General features: G+C 60.1%; 15 protein-coding genes. 6 read left to right on the top strand and 9 right to left on the bottom strand.

Annotation, left to right across the window (positions count from 1 at the left end; all coding sequences use genetic code 11):
- Window positions 1-9 precede the first annotated feature (9 nt).
- Window positions 10-738, bottom strand: a complete 729-nt coding sequence (locus tag ASC96_RS14815) for a winged helix-turn-helix domain-containing protein (RefSeq protein WP_060503801.1) — start codon at window positions 736-738, stop codon at window positions 10-12.
- A gap of 116 nt (window positions 739-854) precedes the next feature.
- Between ASC96_RS14815 and ASC96_RS14810 the strand changes: the two genes are divergently transcribed.
- Window positions 855-1,184 carry an NIPSNAP family protein gene (locus ASC96_RS14810; RefSeq protein ID WP_060503800.1) on the top strand — a complete coding sequence of 110 codons (330 nt, stop codon included), beginning with the start codon at window positions 855-857 and terminating at the stop codon, window positions 1,182-1,184.
- Window positions 1,181-1,540, top strand: a complete 360-nt coding sequence (locus ASC96_RS14805) for an antibiotic biosynthesis monooxygenase (protein ID WP_060503799.1) — start codon at window positions 1,181-1,183, stop codon at window positions 1,538-1,540. Before ASC96_RS14810 ends, ASC96_RS14805 begins: the two co-directional genes overlap by 4 nt.
- Before the next feature lie 72 nt (window positions 1,541-1,612).
- Here ASC96_RS14805 and ASC96_RS14800 read toward each other — a convergent pair whose 3' ends face one another.
- Entirely contained in the window at window positions 1,613-1,960 is a 348-nt protein-coding gene (locus tag ASC96_RS14800) for a HepT-like ribonuclease domain-containing protein (RefSeq protein WP_060503798.1), read from the bottom strand.
- Window positions 1,960-2,256, bottom strand: coding sequence for a nucleotidyltransferase domain-containing protein (locus ASC96_RS14795; RefSeq protein ID WP_060503838.1), 297 nt, complete (start codon window positions 2,254-2,256; stop codon window positions 1,960-1,962). Before ASC96_RS14795 ends, ASC96_RS14800 begins: the two co-directional genes overlap by 1 nt.
- A gap of 140 nt (window positions 2,257-2,396) precedes the next feature.
- On the opposite strand from ASC96_RS14795, the gene ASC96_RS14790 reads away from it, so the two are divergent.
- Complete coding sequence (locus ASC96_RS14790) at window positions 2,397-3,527, top strand: site-specific DNA-methyltransferase (protein WP_060503797.1); 1,131 nt, start codon at window positions 2,397-2,399, stop codon at window positions 3,525-3,527.
- Between the two features lie 98 nt (window positions 3,528-3,625).
- Here the strand turns inward: ASC96_RS14790 and ASC96_RS14785 are convergent, their stop codons facing one another.
- The 5 genes from ASC96_RS14785 to mutY form a co-directional block, all read right to left on the bottom strand.
- Entirely contained in the window at window positions 3,626-3,826 is a 201-nt protein-coding gene (locus ASC96_RS14785; protein WP_060503796.1) for a hypothetical protein, read from the bottom strand.
- 590 nt (window positions 3,827-4,416) lie between these two features.
- A complete protein-coding gene (locus tag ASC96_RS14780) occupies window positions 4,417-5,517 on the bottom strand; it encodes a calcium-binding protein (RefSeq protein ID WP_060503795.1) in 1,101 nt (366 codons plus the stop codon).
- A 118-nt stretch (window positions 5,518-5,635) separates the two neighbouring features.
- A complete protein-coding gene (locus ASC96_RS14775; RefSeq protein WP_060503837.1) occupies window positions 5,636-5,995 on the bottom strand; it encodes a nuclear transport factor 2 family protein in 360 nt (119 codons plus the stop codon).
- A 20-nt stretch (window positions 5,996-6,015) separates the two neighbouring features.
- Window positions 6,016-6,633: an HAD family phosphatase gene (locus tag ASC96_RS14770; RefSeq protein WP_060503794.1), complete on the bottom strand. Its 618-nt coding sequence runs from the start codon at window positions 6,631-6,633 to the stop codon at window positions 6,016-6,018.
- Between the two features lie 10 nt (window positions 6,634-6,643).
- Entirely contained in the window at window positions 6,644-7,759 is a 1,116-nt protein-coding gene (gene mutY, locus ASC96_RS14765) for an A/G-specific adenine glycosylase (protein ID WP_060503793.1), read from the bottom strand.
- An 83-nt stretch (window positions 7,760-7,842) separates the two neighbouring features.
- On the opposite strand from mutY, the gene ASC96_RS14760 reads away from it, so the two are divergent.
- The 3 genes from ASC96_RS14760 to ASC96_RS14750 all read left to right on the top strand — a co-directional run bounded on the left by ASC96_RS14760 (window position 7,843) and on the right by ASC96_RS14750 (window position 13,011).
- The gene (locus ASC96_RS14760) at window positions 7,843-8,349 is read left to right on the top strand and encodes a DUF721 domain-containing protein (protein WP_060503792.1); all 507 of its coding nucleotides are present in this window, start codon (window positions 7,843-7,845) and stop codon (window positions 8,347-8,349) included.
- 123 nt (window positions 8,350-8,472) lie between these two features.
- On the top strand, window positions 8,473-9,357 hold the full coding sequence (locus tag ASC96_RS14755; RefSeq protein ID WP_112834549.1) for a DsbA family protein: 885 nt from the start codon (window positions 8,473-8,475) through the stop codon (window positions 9,355-9,357).
- Between the two features lie 189 nt (window positions 9,358-9,546).
- Entirely contained in the window at window positions 9,547-13,011 is a 3,465-nt protein-coding gene (locus tag ASC96_RS14750) for a chromosome segregation SMC family protein (RefSeq protein WP_060503791.1), read from the top strand.
- A 5-nt stretch (window positions 13,012-13,016) separates the two neighbouring features.
- Here the strand turns inward: ASC96_RS14750 and ASC96_RS14745 are convergent, their stop codons facing one another.
- Window positions 13,017-14,813: a caspase family protein gene (locus ASC96_RS14745; RefSeq protein ID WP_060503790.1), complete on the bottom strand. Its 1,797-nt coding sequence runs from the start codon at window positions 14,811-14,813 to the stop codon at window positions 13,017-13,019.
- Window positions 14,814-15,014 lie beyond the last annotated feature (201 nt).

Genomic DNA, 15,014 nt, shown 5'->3' with positions numbered 1-15,014 from the left:
TCTTTCGCTTCACGCGTGGATAGCGTGCTCGTGGCGAAGCGCGACCGGTGGCGGCGCGGGCGGGGGGAAGAGCTTTGCGAATTCTTTTTCGCCGGTGCTGGTAAAGCGGATGGCGCGGCTGTCGGGCTCACGCCTGGCCCAGCCCTTGTCGACAAACAGCGTCAGCAACGCCTGTCCCAGCGAACCGGCGAGATGCGAACGGCGCTCGCTCCAGTCGAGGCAGGCGCGACAGACCGGACGGCGTGATCGTGTCAGGGCGGCAAGGTCGATGCCGAGCGCCGTCATCTTGTCCGCGCCTGATGCCGTCAGATGCAGCGTGTCGCCAGCGCCGGAAACCACCTCTTCTGCAATGAGGCTATCGAGCATGCGGACGCCATAATCGCCCGCCAGATGGTTATAGCAGACGCGAGCCTTGCGTAGCGCCGGGTCCTTGGGGCCGGTGCGATGGCGGGTAAAACCGCGATAGGCGGCAAAGCCCATCAGTCCCTCGATCATCAGCCCGACATCGTCATCGGCGAGGGTGAAATAGCGGTGGCGTCCCTGCTTTCGCTGAGCAATCAGGCCTCCGGCTTCGAGCTTCGAAAGGTGCGAACTGGCGGTCTGCAGCGTGATCCCCGCGGTTCCCGCAAGCTCCGTCGCCGTCAGCGCTTTGCCGCCTGTCAGGGCGGTCAGCATGTTGGCGCGGGCGGGGTCACCGATCAGCGAGCCGATGAGAGCAATATCTGGACCTTCTTTCATGCCCGGATTTTAACCGCGCCACCGGCCCCCGGCAAGGCTTCATACTTCGATCGTGATCGAAGCATCTCAGGGCCGCAAACTGGCACAAGAGGTCATCCACAACGAAGGAGAGACCCGTGATCACCTGTTTCATCCGCTACGAAATCGATCCGTTCAAGCGCGAGGAATTCGCCACCTATGCGCGTAATTGGGGGCAAGTGATCCCCCGCAACGGCGCCGACCTGATCGGCTATTTTGCCCCTCACGAGGGCTCGGCCACCACGGCCTATGCCGCCTATCATATCGAGAGCCTTGCAGCCTACGAGGCCTACCGCGCCCGGCTTACCGCCGATCCGCTCGGCATCGAAAATTATCAATTCGCTCGGAAGGAGCGGTTCATTCTCAAGGAAGACCGGATCTTCCTGAAGAATGTGTCATCCCCACATGCGAAAGGCGTGTCGTTTTGATCGCCGTCATCTTCGAGGTCATGCCAGCCGATGACCGTCGCAGCACCTATCTCGATCTGGCGGCGCAGTTGCACAGCAAGCTCAACGAGATCGATGGCTTCCTGTCGATCGAGCGGTTCGAAAGCCTGAAGGTGCCGGGCAAGATCTTGTCCTTGTCGTTCTGGCGCGATGAGGCGGCGATCACCACCTGGCGCAACGGCCCGGAACATCGCGCCGCCCAGCACGCCGGCCGCAATGGCACGTTCGCAGACTACCGCCTGCGCATCGCCAGCGTCATCCGCGACTACGGCATGACCGAACACGACGAAGCACCGGCCGATAGCCGGGCGTTTCACGCAGTGCCGAAGGAGCGGTAGGCATGCCAGTCGGGAATGACCAGAAGAGGGCGATCACATTGCCCTTTTCTGGTGTAGTGCCGATGGGGGATACTACGGCGAGCCGAATTTTTCGTTCAACACGAGGATCGCCATTTTCAGAGCAGGCAGTTCGTCGATTACGACGCCCCAGATAATCCTGTCCGACAATCCGTGATACTCGTGTCGAAGAACGTTGCCGATGGTGCGAACCTGCGGCCAGGGAACTTCCGGCCGGATTGCCTTAACGTCTTCGGGGAGAGCGCGGCTCGCCTCCGATATGATTTCGATAGCGCGCTGCACCGCATGCTTCAGAAGCCAATCGCTTTGATAGTCCTCGAAGCTTTTACCGGTGGTCGCTCGTTCGATACCAGCGATCGCTTCCAGCGTGTCGCCAAGTGCGTGACGAAACTCCCGCGCCATCAAAATACCTGTACGGCGGATTGTTCGATCCCTGATTTCAGCACCGGATGCAGTCCGTCACGTGTTGTGATGTCGACGGGGATGGACAACTGCGTTTCCAGGAAAAGTTTAATGCCGATCAGATCAAAGGCGTTAAATCGGCTGGCCTGATCGTAGTCGATGAACAGGTCGAGATCGCTGGCAGCGGATGCGGCGTTTCGCGCCGTCGAGCCGAACATAAAAAGCGCTGTGGCACCCATGCCGCGAACGGTTTCGGCCTGCTCCCTTAGTCTCGTTATGGCGTGGCTTCTGTCCATAAAAATAGAATACCGCATCGGCACCGGAGTTTCCATCCTCCTGTATCATTTCGCAAATTTTGCTCGCCCTTCAGCATTTGGTAACCAAGTTCGGTAACCATAAGGGCAATCAGTCCGAGTAAGCGTAGGTGCGAGTGTCCATGTCATCAGTTGTTTCGTTGGCCGAAATCTCCCGCGGCGTCAGCCCTGCCGGCTGGCTCGATTCCATCATCAAGGGCGATTGTGTTGCAGCGCTCGAAGCGCTTCCCGACAATTCCGTCGACGTCGTTTTCGCGGACCCGCCGTATAACCTCCAGCTCGGCGGTTCGCTGCACCGTCCGGACCAGTCGCTCGTCGATGCTGTCGATGACGAGTGGGACCAGTTCGTGTCTTTCGAGGCCTATGACGCCTTTACCCGCGCCTGGCTGCTCGCCTGCCGCCGTGTGTTGAAGCCGACCGGCACGCTCTGGGTCATCGGCTCCTACCACAACATTTTTCGCGTTGGTGCGACGCTGCAGGACCTGAATTTCTGGATCCTCAACGACATCATTTGGCGCAAGACCAACCCGATGCCGAATTTCAAGGGCCGCCGGTTCCAGAACGCCCACGAGACGCTGATCTGGGCAAGCCCCAGCGCCAAGGGCAAGGGCTATACGTTTAATTACGATGCCCTGAAGGCCTCGAACGACGATGTGCAGATGCGCTCCGACTGGCTGTTTCCGATCTGCTCGGGCGGCGAGCGCCTGAAGGGCGACGACGGCAAGAAGGTGCATCCGACCCAGAAGCCGGAAGCGCTGCTGGCCCGCATCCTGATGGCCTCCACCAAGCCGGGCGACGTGGTGCTCGATCCCTTCTTCGGTTCCGGCACGACCGGTGCAGTCGCCAAGCGCCTCGGCCGCCATTTCGTCGGTATCGAGCGCGAGCAGAGCTATATCGATGCCGCCGCCGAACGAATTGCTGCGGTCGAACCGCTCGGCAAGGCAACTTTGTCGGTCATGACCGGCAAGAAGGCCGAGCCGCGGGTTGCCTTCAATACGCTGATCGAAAGTGGCATGATCAAGCCCGGCACGGTTCTGACCGATGCAAGACGCCGCTACAGCGCCATCGTACGCGCCGACGGCACGATTGCCAGCGGTGGCGACGCCGGCTCAATCCATCGCCTCGGCGCCAAGGTGCAGAACCTCGACGCCTGCAATGGCTGGACCTTCTGGCACTATGACGACGGTACGTCGCTGCGTCCGATCGACGATCTGCGCGCCGTCATCCGCAGCGACATGGCCAAGATCAACTGATCTGCCGCACGCCCTGAATGCCGAACGCCGCGCGTCTCAACAGATGCGCGGCGTTTTCATGTAAAGTCATTGCGCTTTGGCGCTGGTCAAGAGCGCCCCTAGGATTTTCCTGCCGGTTCCATCAGGATATCGAAACAGTGGGCGCAGTAGCCGAACTGATAGCCGCTGGTCTGCCAAGGCTCGACCGGCTCTTCGCAACAGATACAGTGAATGATCCAGCGGGCAGGGCTTTCGAAATTGTTCTCCGGGCCGTGCTGCCCGTCCACCGTTTTTTTTTGAATTTCTGTATTCTCGTTCATGTGGTCTGCCTCTCCTGTCTGTCGACGGGAACGATTTCCTGAAAAAACAAGTTTCTGAATCGGACGAATTTTTCGGGCATCTGCGCAGATCGGATAGCGGATGGTTCAGCCTGGAATCATCGCGTACAGGGCATTTAAGCTTTATGTGCCTTGCTTGATCGTGAGATGCAAGAACGGCGGTTACACTGGCATCCAGAAATTCCCACGGACGCTTCTTACCTTTCGGTTGCTCGCTGTTTTCGTTCGACGGCGCCGGTTTCGGTGATGTTTTCCAGCCTTTGAAATCGGGTCGGGCGTGCGCGCCTTTAGAACAATTTAACCATCCTGCCTGTAGCTTGGCCTCAAGCAGGACGACCGTGTGATCAACCACGCGAGGCGCGCGGGCCAGCCCGTAAAATGCTTGACGGCGCGGCGAAAGCCAGCCGGTTCAGAGATAGTTTTCGTCCGGTTTCGTACCTTCAGTCCCGGACGATGACTTACACGCCCAGGATCAGCGATGATCCTGGGCGTTTCTGTTTTTCCGGATGCGGTCCACAAAAAAGGAGCCCCGCCGGGGCGGAGCTCCTTTTTGCTGATGGAATTCACCCGGCTTAAAGGAAGAAATCGTCGGCATACATCTTGGTGACGCCATTCACCTTGATCTGGAAGTCGGCACGGCCGTCGCCATTGGTATCGCCTGAAATGATGCCGGCTTTGAATTGCAGTTCGCCCGCCTTGCCGCTGAACGCCGAACCACCGATGAAGCTGAAGCTCTGGTTGCCTGCCGCGCGCGCGTTGGCATCAATCGAACTCAGATCGATGACATCATTTTGCGAAGCACGGAAATCACTGATGACATCGCGTCTGCTGCCAACGGCCGATTCGCTGGCAAAGTCGAAATCGAAAACATCTGCGCCAGCGCCGCCGCTGAGGAAATCGAAGCCAGAACCGCCAAGGAGATAATCATTGCCGGTACCACCGACCAGGTCGTCATCGCCTGAGCCACCAACCAGATCGTCGTCGCCGGTGCCGCCGTAGAGATCGTCGTTGCCAGCGCCGCCATAAAGGTCGTCATTGCCGCCGAGACCTTCAAGAATGTCGTTGCCACCGAGACCTTCCAGGATATTGCGGCCGGAACTGCCGGTGATGTCGTCATGGCCCCTGTTGGTGCCGATGGCATTCTCGATGCTGATCACAGTTTCCCGGTGACCGTTCATCGTCGAAGCCCATCCCTTGCCGAGGTCGATGGTAACGCCCTTGCCGCGCTGGGAATTGTAGTCGTCCTGCAACTGGTAGCTGATCGTGTCGGTGCCGGTGCCGCCGCTGAAATAGTTGTCGGCGCCCCACGACAGGAAGGTGTCGTTGCCGGAATCGCCATAATACTTGCTGGCTTCCGTATCGACTTCGAAGCGATCGTTGCCGTTGCCGCCGGAAACGACGTCATAGTCATTGCTGTCACCTGCACGAATGTCGGCGATGTAGAGATCGTTGCCGTCACCGAGGAAAATATCGTTGCCGCCTTCGAAATAGTTGACGACCTTGTCGTTGCCCGAGCCGGCTTCGACATAGTTGTTGCCGCCATACCTGCTGGTCACGTTCAGATAGATGGTGTCGTTGCCGCCATAACCGTAAATGTCGACCGGACCGCCGCTGTAATCGCCCTGGATAATGCGATTGTTGCCATTGGTGCCATCAATAATAAGCCGTGCCATGGAAATTCCGCCTTTCCGGTGAATAGCAATTCTTAATTTCGAGGCTGATCATGCCGCCGCGAAGGTGAATGACAGCTGAACCAATTGCGGCGTTTTGAAGGTTTCAAAAAGCCTAATATTATTGGAAGTCAGTGACATGGACGTCGATGATCTTGCCCTGATCATTGAAGGTGATGGTTTCTTCTCCCCGGCGAACAAGGGGCTCACCGGTGGAAGCGCTGGTTGCGCGGAGGCTCCAGACCACGCGGGCAGCGAGCGGGGAAACCTGTTCGACCAGACTGTCCTCTGCCACTTGGTCGGGATATTCGGTAAAATATCGCCGGAACGCCGCCATGATATCGGTGCGGCCCTTGAGCCCGCCGACCTTGCCGGAGGAATAGGTTGCGTCATCGGCAAAGAACGCCTCTATGGCTTCAAAATCGAGATCGCCGATCACGGCATGAAAGCGCACGGAGGCGGCAGCGGGATCAAAGGACATGTTCTTGCTGGTCTCCGCCGTCATGCTGCCAGCCCATAGGCCAGAAGGTCTGATTGAAGTGTCTGCGGGTCGGTGAAGTGAACGGCATGCCATCCGGCTGCGCGTGCGCCTTCGACATTGGGCACGCTGTCATCGATGAACAGGGTGGCTGCCGGATCAAGCCCGAAGGACTTGGCGTGCGTCTCGTAGATCGCGATATCCGGCTTGATCAGCCGGATATCGCCCGAAACCGTCACGCCGCGCGGCAGTGTCAGGAAGGGAAACATTTTCTGCGCTTCCTTGAATGTGTCCGAGGCAAAATTGGTCAGCATGGTCACGTCATAGCCCTTGGCGATCAGGCTTTCCATGATCGAGACGCATTCGACATAGGCATGCGGCACCATCTCGTGCCAATATTTGCGGAAGGCACGGATGCTTTCCACATGGTCAGGATGTTCGGCAATCAGCAGGTCTTCCGCTTCGCGCCAGTCGCGGCCGCGATCCTGCTCGATGTTCCAGTCATGGGTGCAGACATTGGCGAAGAACCATTTGCGTTCCGCGTCATCGGGAATGATTCGCGAGAACGGGATATGCGGATCGTAATGGATCAGCACCTTGCCGATATCGAAGACGATGTGACGGATTTCGACGCTGCTCATCAGGTATTCCTCAGTTTCCCGGGCTGTTCGGGCCGCTTTTGAAAGCGTGCGGTAAGGCCTGGGCGATTGCTTTTTTCATCACGGTCGGCAGGGCCTGGGCCTCGAGCGAAGCGAGCGGTTCCCACCAGCCGTTTCCTGTTTTGTTCTCATTTTCGACCTTGGCCCGATACACCGACAAGCGCAACTCAAAATGCGTAAAAACATGAGAGATTGTTCCGCAGGCTTCCCACGCTGCGGCAAAGGGCTGGGCGGAAATGGTGTTGTCGCCATCGACCCGCGATGTCCACGGCGTGCCCGGCACTTCCGTCATGCCGCCGAGCAGGCCGGTCTCGCCCCGTTTCTGCAGATAGACAGAACCATCGGTGCGGCTGGCGACGAAGGCGGCGCCCACGCGCAGAGGCTTCTCCTTCTTCGGCGCTTTGCGTGGAAAGGTTTCGGGATCTGCCGTTTTCAAGGCCAGACAGTTTTCGTTCAGCGGACAGAGGGCGCAGGCCGGCCGTTTCGGTGTGCAGATCGTCGCGCCAAGGTCCATCATCCCTTGCGCGAAATCCCCCGGACGGTCAGCCGGCGTCATTTGGGCCACCAATGCCCGCATCTGCGGCTTGGCGGATGGCAGCGGCGTTTCGATCGCGTGGAGCCGCGAAATCACCCGCTCGACATTGCCGTCGAGCACCGCGCTTTGCCGGTTGAAGGCAATGGCGGAGACGGCAGCGGCAGTGTAGTCGCCGATACCCGGCAGCGCCTTCAATCCCGCTTCTGTGTCGGGAAAAACCCCAAAGTGCTCGCTGGCCACGGCCTCGGCGCATTTCTTCAGGTTTCTCGCGCGGGCATAGTAACCCAGCCCGGCCCAGGCCTTCATCACCTCTTCGGTATCGGCCGATGCGAGATCGGTGACTTTCGGCCAGAGTGCCAGGAACTTGTGGAAATAGGGTTTGACCGCCTGCACGGTGGTCTGCTGCAGCATCACTTCCGACAGCCAGACGTGATAGGGGTCGGCGACGACGCCGTCGCGTGCCATCGGCGGCGAGACACGCCAGGGCAGGTCACGGTGATGGCGGTCATACCAGGTAAGAAGCCGTTTGGCCGCATCGGCCGCATCGGCCATTTTCATTATCTGCTGCATCATTTGCCGGAAGTTTGGTTGGGGCCTATACTTGGCGGAGTGTTCGCCATCCTTCAAGGCGGATTCGGAAATCGGAAAGATATCTGTTGAAACAACCTTATACCCGCAAGGGCGGCCGTCAGATCAGCGAGATCGCCAATGGCATGATCGATCCGGTGCTTGCCAAGCGCGCCGGTATCAATACGCTGTTGCTCGGGTCGTGGGATGAGATCGCCGGCGAGGATTTTGCAGATTGCACCCGGCCGGAAAAGATTGCCTGGCCGCGCCGCGCTTCGGAGATGACGGGCGAGGGCGGCTATCAACCGGGCGTGCTGACGATCGCCTGCGAAGGTGCGCGCGCCCTGTTCCTCACCCATGCGCAGGGCGAATTGATCCAGCGGATCAACGGTTTTTTCGGGTTTCCGGCCATCAGCCAGATGCGCATCGTCCAGAAGCCGGTGTCTCCGCCACCAAAACCCTATCGCAAACCGAGGCCGTTGACCGGAGAACGTGCCAGGCATCTGGAGACATTGGTCGATGGTATCGAGAGTGAGGCCCTGAAGGCGGCTTTGACACGGCTCGGCACCGCAGTGCTGGCGCCGCGAAAAAAGTGACGGACACCATCAACTGGTCACAATTGTTTGAACGTTGGTGAGCGACAGCCCCTTGTCGCCCCGAACAAGGCAAGTTATCGAATTTTCGACCGATTTCGTTCATCCCCTTACACAGGTGAAACCATGTCCCTTTCTGAACTGAGCCCTTTCAAGCGCCTCCTGAGCGGCGTCGCCGTGGCCGCCATCGCTGTGACGCTCGCCGCCTGCAGCGACGAGAAGAAGGACGCGGCCGCAAACGCGCCTGCGACGGAAAGCACTGACACGGCCGCCAAGACCGAGGTCAAGCCCGCCGACGGCGGTTCGATGATGTCCTCGGCCACGGCGATGAAGCCGGTGGATGGCACGACGACAGCCTCCACCATGTCGTCGGCTGCAACGCCGGCAACCGCTGACGCTGCCCAGACGCAGGTGGCGCAGGCCGCTGCCCCCGCAGCCAAGGTCGAGGTTCCGCAGTCGGAAGGCGAGGTCGATATCGCCAAGCTGATGGCGCCTGGTCCGCTGCCGGAAATGTCGGTCGGCAAGGCCGATGCCAAGGTGACGATCATCGAATACATGTCGATGACCTGCCCGCATTGCGCCCGTTTCCACAACGAAACCTATGACGCCATCAAGACCAAGTATGTCGATAGCGGCCAGGTCCGTTTCGTCCTGCGCGAATTCCCGTTTGACCCGCGTGCGGCTGCCGCCTTCATGCTGGCGCGCTGCGCCCCGGCGGACCAGTATTTCCCGATGATTTCGATGCTGTTCAAGCAGCAGGAAACCTGGGCTGCTGCACCAAACGGCCGCGATGCGCTGCTGCAGATGTCGAAACTCGCCGGTTTTACACAGGAGAGCTTCGAGGCCTGCTTGACGAACCAGAAACTTCTGGATGATGTGCAGGCAACGATGCAGAGGGGCGACAAGGAGTTCGGCGTCAAGGCCACCCCGACCTTCTTCGTCAATGGCAAGAAGTATTCTGGAGAAATGTCGGTTGACACCATGTCGGCCCTTATCGACTCGATGCTCTGATTCCCAGCGTTTTGACCAAACGGCCCGCGGGCGCATTCGTGCGCCCGTTTTTCTTTTTTTCTTCTCCCCTGCGGGGAGAAGTGCCGAGCATAGCGAGGCGATGAGGGGGAACCCCGGGCGCGGAACCACCCCCTCATCCGGCCCTTCGGGCCACCTTCTCCCCGCTGGGGAGAAGAGGGGGCAAACCGCATGAAATTCACCAAGCTCCGACTTCTCGGCTTCAAGTCCTTCGTCGAACCCTCCGAATTCGTTATCGAACGCGGGCTGACCGGTGTTGTCGGGCCGAACGGCTGTGGCAAGTCGAACCTGGTCGAGGCGCTGCGCTGGGTGATGGGGGAAAATTCCTACAAGAACATGCGCGCGTCGGGCATGGACGACGTGATTTTTTCCGGGTCCGGCAACCGTCCCGCCCGCAACACGGCCGAGGTCGGCCTTTACCTCGACAATACCGACCGCACCGCGCCTGCCGCCTTCAACGATAGCGACGAAATCCAGGTGACGCGGCGGATCGAGCGGGAAAATGGTTCCGTCTACCGCATCAACGGCAAGGAAGCCCGCGCCAAGGATGTGCAGCTTCTGTTTGCCGATGCCTCGACCGGCGCGCGTTCGCCGTCGATGGTCGGCCAGGGCCGGATCGGCGAGCTGATTGCGGCCAAGCCCCAGGCACGGCGCCAGTTGCTCGAAGAGGCCGCCGGGATTTCCGGGCTGCATTCGCGCCGCCATGAGGCAGAACTTCGCCTGAAGGGCGCCGAGACCAATCTCGAGCGGCTGGAGGACGTCACCTCGCAGCTCGAAAGCCAGATCGAGAGCCTGAAGCGCCAGTCGCGCCAGGCCAATCGCTTCAAGATGCTGTCGGCCGATATCCGCCGCCACGAAGCGATGCTTTTGCATATCCGCTGGGTGCAAGCCAAGGAGGCAGAAGCTGAAGCCGATAGCCATCTGAACCAGGCAACATCGCTGGTCGCCGAAAAGGCGCAAGCCCAGATGGAAGCGGCCAAGGCACAGGCCATCGCCAGCCTGAAACTGCCGGAATTGCGCGAATCCGAAGCAAGGGCTGCGGCCGCCCTGCAGCGCCTGCAGATCGCCAAGTCGCAGCTTGAAGAAGACGCTGGCCGCATCCTGCGCCGCCGTGATGAATTGCAGCGCCGCCTGTCGCAGTTGCGCGAGGATATTATTCGCGAAGAGCGGATGGTTGCCGACAATGCCGGTATTCTGGCGCGGCTGGACGAGGAAGAGAGCGAGCTTGCCGATATGCTCGCCGAGGCGGGCGAGCGCGCCGAAGAAGCCCGCGAGCGGCTGGCGGATGCAAGCGAGAAACTGTCCGAAAGCGAACGCCAGCTCGGTTTGTTGACTGCCGAAAAGGCCGAGGCGCAGGCCTCGCGCAACCAGCTCGAAAAGACCATTCGCGATCTGACTGAGCGGCAGGCGCGTCTTGCCCGACAGCTGTCCGACCAGAACCGCGATCTCGACGAACTCGACCGGCAGATTTCGACGCTGCCGGACCCTGCGGAGAAGCAGGAGGAAGTCGAAGCCGCCGAATCCGGGCTGGAGCAGGCGGAAAATGCCGTTGCCGATATCGAAGAGGCGCTGGCCGCTGCCCGGCAAGCCGAAGTTGCCGCCCGCCCGTCCGTCGACGCTGCGCGATCGCAGGTGAACGGCATCGAGACTGAAGCCCGCACTATCCGGCGGATGCTGGAAGCCTCCGCCGTTCAAGGCGCCGCCCCGGCTGTGGTCGATGACATGAAGGTCGATCGTGGTTTCGAGACGGCCTTGGGTGCAGCACTTGGCGAAGATCTGGAATCGCCGCTCGACCCGAATGCGCCCGCCCATTGGCGCGCACCGGGCGATGCGTCCGGCGATCCGCAATTGCCCGATGACGCAACTCCGCTGATGCAGTATGTGCGCGCGCCAAAAGCGCTGGATCGCGGCCTGCGCCAGATTGGTATCGTTGCCGACGACGCGACGGCGGAGCGTCTGCAGCCGCTGTTGAAGGCAGGGCAAAGGCTGGTGACGCGCGACGGTGCTGTCTGGCGCTGGGACGGCCATGTCATCGGTGCCGATGCGCCGAGTGCCGCAGCTTTGCGGCTGGCGCAAAAGAACCGGCTTGCCGAACTCGAAGGCGAACTCATCGACGCCCGCGACCAATTGGCCGCGCGCGAAGCCGAACTTGCTGCTGCTGCCGCGCGCATCCGTGCCGAAGACGAGCGCCTGCGCTTGTCGCGCGAAACCCAGCGCATGGTGGTGCGCAAGCTTGCCGAAGCCCGCGAAGCGTTGGCCGCGGCAGAGCGCGCATCCGGTGATCTCGTCCGCCGCCGGGCGGTTCTGGCCGAAACCGCAAGCCAGCTTTCGCTGCAGGTCGAAGAGATCGGCGAGCAGATGGAATCTGCCCGCGAGGCGCTGGAAGATGCCCCCGACGTTGCCGGGCTGGAGCAGAAGCTCAACAGCCAGATGACGACCGTCGCGACAGACCGGGCGCTGGTGGCCGAAGCGCGCGCCATCAACGATGGCCTGGCGCGCGAAAACGAAGGCCGCGAACGCCGCATCCGCGCCATCGCGGCCGAGCGGCAGACCTGGAACACCCGGGCTGCGAGTGCGCAGGAGCACATCGAGACTTTGCGCGAGCGCGAAAGCGAGACGCGCGAGGAGGTCGAGGAACTGCTCGAGGCGCCCGACGAATTCGACGAGAAGCGCCGGGCGCTGACGAGCGAGCTGTCGAAGGCCGAAGAGGCGCGCCGTGAAGCCGCGGATGTTTTGGCCGTTGCCGAAACACGCCAGCGCGATGCCGACCGGATCGCTGTCACCGCGCTCTCGGAACTGGCCGAGACGCGGGAAAAGCGCGGCCGCGCCGAAGAACGGCTGGTGTCCGCCCGCGAAAAGCGGCTCGAGGGTGAAGCCCGCATCCGTGAAGTGCTCAATTGCGCCCCGCACGAGGTGATGCGGCTGACCGGCCTTGCTGTCGATGCCGAGCTGCCGGATGTCCGCCAGATCGAGCGTGAACTGGACCGCCTGAAAATCGAGCGTGAGCGTCTTGGCGCCGTCAACCTCAGAGCCGAAGAAGAGCAGAAGGAACTGTCCGACAAGCTCGATGCCATGCTGAAGGAACGCGAGGACGTCATCGACGCGATCCGCAAGCTGCGTTCGGCGATCCAGAATCTCAACCGCGAAGGCCGCGAACGCCTGCTGGCCGCATTCGACGTGGTCAACGTCCAGTTCCAGCGGCTGTTTACCCATCTGTTCGGTGGCGGCACGGCGGAACTGCAGTTGATCGAGAGTGACGATCCGCTCGACGCTGGTCTTGAAATCCTCGCCCGGCCGCCGGGTAAAAAGCCGCAGACGATGACGCTATTGTCGGGTGGCGAACAGGCGTTGACGGCCATGGCGCTGATCTTTGCGGTGTTCCTCACCAATCCCGCGCCGATCTGCGTGCTCGACGAAGTCGATGCGCCGCTCGACGACCATAATGTCGAGCGCTATTGCAACCTGATGGACGAAATGGCCGCCTCGACCGAGACCCGTTTCGTCATCATTACCCACAATCCGATCACCATGGCCCGCATGAACCGCCTGTTCGGCGTCACCATGGCCGAGCAGGGTGTTTCGCAACTCGTCTCCGTCGATCTGCAGACGGCCGAGCAAATGCGGGAAGCGGTCTAAATTCTTTATTCCAGTTCCAAGACGAAGGAATAGCCGCCGTCGCTTTCACCCATGTCGTCCCAAGTGTCGACATATTGCGTCTTTGTATCCGCCTTTCCCTGCCTGTGAGCATAATACATGCCATAATCGTCGCCGGGTTTGTCTTCGTTCGGCATATCCCTGAACCATTTCGAATAGGTCATCGGTTCGCCATTCTCCCACTTCCAGCCGCCGCGTGGTTCCTTGCCCGATGGATCCTGGATAAGACCGACCCAGGCGCCCATCTTGTAGGAAACGTGGCCGCGGGGATCGTAGCCCGTCAGAAATAGTCTCTGATCCTTGTTCAGAAGCGAAGCGATGAAGCTGTTTTCGGCATCGGACGTAATCGTCGCGAGATAGCCGCCACACTGTTTTGAAACCGACGCAGCCGATTTCCGTGTGATCAAGCCGGCCCGCATCAGGACGTAAAGATGTCCGTTGAATGACCCGTAGGTCCTTTCGTAATAAGGATTGCAGGCAATTGCCTTCAGAACGCGCGGATCGGTTTCGAGCCCTTCAAAATCCTTCGGATTGTAAACGCGTGCTAGCGGCGAGGAATACAGACCGTTCCCATAGGCTTGGACGGACATTCCGAGGCTTTTGGCTGTGTCCTCGTCGACGTAGCCTGATCTGGCGACGCCGATAGACGCCTGGTAATCGGTAAGGGCCCGCCGAGTCTGCTGGCCAAAAGCACCATCGGGTGTGCCGGCGGCAAAACCTCGCCCGGTCAGCGCCACCTGGATATCGTGCCTTTGGGTCCGGCTCAAACCCAGCCCGGATTCCCGTATTTCAGCGTTCGTGCCGCTCCCCGGCGCCGGAACCGGTAAAAACTGAGACAGCAATTGCCGCGCAAGAATTGCCTGTTCGCCTGTCGGGTGTTTTTTCAGAAACAGCCCCCAGATACGCGGTGTGTTGATCCGCAATGCCTTGCGGAAATCGGCCTCGATCTCGATTGCTTCAGGATCGATCGCCGGTGTGGATACCGCCCGTTCTTCCTTTGGCAAAGAGGGGTCGAAATAGAATTCCAACGACAGCGACGACAGGATCTGCGGCGACTGCTTGCCATCGGTTGCCTTTCGAACGTCACGGATGACCCGCTTGAAGGCGGTGCCGATTTCAAGGCCCGGCCCTGCTAGGTGGCTGATCAGGGCAGTAGTGAACGGCGAGTTCTTGCCACTCCCGTCAGAGGCCACCTGTCCAGGTGCTGCAGCGAACGCCACCATGGTGCCTGCGCTTTCCGTTTCGACCGGCGCCAGTCCGCGTGTCGCGATGCTTCTGGTGGTACCTTCGATCTCCTGGTTGAGACGGTTGGCGAGCGGGTTGTTGCGGCACGCATCGAGAAAGAAGAGGGCGATCTTCGACTTTTTCTCAATTGTCGCAATGACATCGGCAAGTGCCAGCGTCTCGGCAGCAACATCGAATTCGCTCGCCAGCCGCGCATCTGTTCCAACGAGATAGTTCTCGCCACGCAGTTGCATGCCATGACCGGCGAAATAGAAAAGCGCCACGTCGTCATTGTTGATCTTGCGGACAAACCGCGACACCGCCTCCGCCAGGTGGCTGCGATCGGCGTCGATCACCATATCGGCATCAAACCCACGGGTGGAAAGAAAGGCTCCGAATTCGCGCGCGTCCCGTACTGCGTTAGGCAACGTTCCGGCAGCTTCGTATTGTCCGTTTCCGATGACAAGCGCGAGCCGCTTCCCCGTTTCCGTGGCGGTCGCATCAAGCGGTGCAGTGAAAGCAAGAACCAGAACGGACAGGCATACCAGGCAAATTCTCATCGTGATCACTCCCGGCTGTTACAAACTGGAACGCATGATGTGATGGAAAAATTCGCGGCCTGCTCGGAGCGGCTCTCAATCCGGTATATCCCCGTTAACGCATTAATATTAGCATTACCTAAGTCGTGCGCAAAGATGGTAGTCGGGTCGCGTTGCCTAATCCGTTGGCAAGCTGGCTGGTAAGAAAATCTTTCATATCTG

The organism is Rhizobium sp. Root1204 (genome assembly GCF_001424965.1).
In the GTDB taxonomy this organism is placed as follows: Bacteria; Pseudomonadota; Alphaproteobacteria; order Rhizobiales; family Rhizobiaceae; genus Pararhizobium.
This window is presented reverse-complemented; position numbering and strand designations above follow the sequence as displayed.

Excerpts from the sequence above, each read along its gene's own strand:
- ASC96_RS14815 (WP_060503801.1), bottom strand. The coding sequence starts at position 738 with ATGAAAGAAGGTCCAGATATTGCTCTCATCGGCTCGCTGATCGGTGAC.
- ASC96_RS14800 (WP_060503798.1), bottom strand. The coding sequence starts at position 1,960 with ATGGCGCGGGAGTTTCGTCACGCACTTGGCGACACGCTGGAAGCGATC.
- ASC96_RS14795 (WP_060503838.1), bottom strand. The coding sequence starts at position 2,256 with ATGGACAGAAGCCACGCCATAACGAGACTAAGGGAGCAGGCCGAAACC.
- ASC96_RS14790 (WP_060503797.1), top strand. The coding sequence starts at position 2,397 with ATGTCATCAGTTGTTTCGTTGGCCGAAATCTCCCGCGGCGTCAGCCCT.
- ASC96_RS14785 (WP_060503796.1), bottom strand. The coding sequence starts at position 3,826 with ATGAACGAGAATACAGAAATTCAAAAAAAAACGGTGGACGGGCAGCAC.
- ASC96_RS14780 (WP_060503795.1), bottom strand. The coding sequence starts at position 5,517 with ATGGCACGGCTTATTATTGATGGCACCAATGGCAACAATCGCATTATC.
- ASC96_RS14775 (WP_060503837.1), bottom strand. The coding sequence starts at position 5,995 with ATGTCCTTTGATCCCGCTGCCGCCTCCGTGCGCTTTCATGCCGTGATC.
- ASC96_RS14770 (WP_060503794.1), bottom strand. The coding sequence starts at position 6,633 with ATGAGCAGCGTCGAAATCCGTCACATCGTCTTCGATATCGGCAAGGTG.
- mutY (WP_060503793.1), bottom strand. The coding sequence starts at position 7,759 with ATGATGCAGCAGATAATGAAAATGGCCGATGCGGCCGATGCGGCCAAA.
- ASC96_RS14755 (WP_112834549.1), top strand. The coding sequence starts at position 8,473 with ATGTCCCTTTCTGAACTGAGCCCTTTCAAGCGCCTCCTGAGCGGCGTC.
- ASC96_RS14750 (WP_060503791.1), top strand. The coding sequence starts at position 9,547 with ATGAAATTCACCAAGCTCCGACTTCTCGGCTTCAAGTCCTTCGTCGAA.
- ASC96_RS14745 (WP_060503790.1), bottom strand. The coding sequence starts at position 14,813 with ATGAGAATTTGCCTGGTATGCCTGTCCGTTCTGGTTCTTGCTTTCACT.